The sequence below is a fragment of the Pseudonocardia lacus genome, assembly GCF_018531445.1.
Taxonomy (GTDB): Bacteria; Actinomycetota; Actinomycetes; order Mycobacteriales; family Pseudonocardiaceae; genus Pseudonocardia; species Pseudonocardia lacus.
In genome coordinates this window covers 1-1,727 of sequence record NZ_JAHDTH010000435.1, presented here as the reverse complement: position 1 = coordinate 1,727, position 1,727 = coordinate 1, and the positions used below count along the sequence as shown (strand labels likewise).

Genomic DNA, 1,727 nt, shown 5'->3' with positions numbered 1-1,727 from the left:
AGCACGGCGGCGACCGGCTCGTCGCCCCCGGCGCGGTCGGCGATGGCGGCGGCCAGCGGCTGCTCGACCGCGCTGACGGTGTCCAGGAACGCGGCCCGCAGCCCCGGCGCCGACGTGATCAGCGCCAGCTCGGCGCGACCGGGTTCGCCGCCGGTCGAGTACTGCTCGACGACCGCCTCGACGACCGCGCGCGACAGCGGCTCGCCCGCGGGGCGGGTGCGGACCGCGGCCCCGACGCGCAGGGCGCGCTCGGCCGCGACGGCCGCCACGATCGCCTGCTCCCGGCTGGAGAAGTAGTTGTTGTAGGTGCGCGGGGAGACCCCCGCCGCCTCGGCGATGTCGTCGACCCGCACGTTCTCCGGTCCGCGTTCCATGGCCAGCCGCAGCGCTGCCGCGCTCAGCGCCTCGCGGGTGGCCAGCTTCTTGCGCTCGCGCAGCCCGCCCTTCTCGGTGTCGTCCACGGCGCCAGCCTAGCGGATAAACTTGCGCGACCGCATATCTGCGCGCGCGCAAGTTTGTGTAGGGTGGCGGCCGGCACCCCCGGGAGGTGGGTGCCGGACCGCGGTCGGCGCGGGCGAGGGCCCGGCCGGGTACGCCGGGGCACCCGTCCGTCGCGGGCGCCCGTGCCGACCGCGTCCGACCGGGATCGCAACGGAGGAACACCAGTGGCGAAGATGATCGCTTTCGACGAGGAGGCGCGCCGCGGGCTCGAGCGCGGCATGAACACCCTCGCCGACGCCGTCAAGGTGACGCTCGGCCCGCGTGGCCGCAACGTCGTGCTGGAGAAGAAGTGGGGCGCCCCCACCATCACCAACGATGGTGTGTCGATCGCCAAGGAGATCGAGCTCGAGGACCCGTGGGAGAAGATCGGGGCCGAGCTGGTCAAGGAGGTCGCCAAGAAGACCGACGACATCGCGGGCGACGGCACCACCACCGCGACGGTCCTGGCCCAGGCGCTGGTCCGCGAGGGGCTGCGCAACGTGGCCGCCGGCGCGAACCCGATGGCCCTCAAGCGCGGCATCGAGAAGGCCGTCGAGGCCGTCTCCGAGGCCCTGCTGAAGTCGGCGCACGAGGTCGAGACGCGGGAGCAGATCGCCGCGACGGCGTCCATCTCGGCCGCGGACGCCTCGATCGGCGAGCTGATCGCCGAGGCCATGGACAAGGTCGGCAAGGAAGGCGTCATCACGGTCGAGGAGAGCCAGACCTTCGGTCTGGAGCTCGAGCTGACCGAGGGCATGCGCTTCGACAAGGGCTACCTGGCCCCGCACTTCGTGACCGACACCGAGCGCATGGAAGCGGTCCTGGACGACCCGTACCTGCTGCTCGTCGGGTCGAAGATCAGCTCGGTGCAGGACCTGCTGCCGGTCCTGGAGAAGGTCATGCAGGCCGGCCGGCCGATCGTGGTCATCGCCGAGGACGTGGAGGGCGAGGCGCTGGCGACGCTGATCCTCAACAAGCTCAAGGGGACGGTGGCCTCGGTCGCGGTGAAGGCGCCCGGCTTCGGCGACCGCAGGGAGGCGATGCTGACCGACATGGCGGTGCTGACCGGCGGCGAGGTGATCTCCGAGAAGATCGGCCTCAAGCTGGAGAACGCCGAGGAGTCGCTGCTGGGCCGCGCCCGCAAGGTCGTGGTCACCAAGGACGAGACCACCATCGTCGACGGTGCCGGCGACGCCGACCAGATCGCCGGGCGGGTCAACCAGATCCGCGCCGAGATCGAGCGCACC

The 1,727-nt window shown here is 72.0% G+C and carries 2 protein-coding genes; one reads left to right on the top strand and one right to left on the bottom strand.

Going from position 1 to position 1,727, the window contains the following annotated elements; translation table 11 throughout:
* A partial coding sequence (locus tag KIK08_RS38860) for a TetR/AcrR family transcriptional regulator (protein WP_214408305.1) occupies positions 1–461 on the bottom strand: 461 nt, incomplete at its 3' end.
* A gap of 204 nt (positions 462–665) precedes the next feature.
* Between KIK08_RS38860 and groEL the strand changes: the two genes are divergently transcribed.
* Positions 666–1,727, top strand: a 1,062-nt coding sequence (gene groEL / locus KIK08_RS38855; protein WP_214408304.1) for a chaperonin GroEL, incomplete at its 3' end; no start/stop codon positions are given.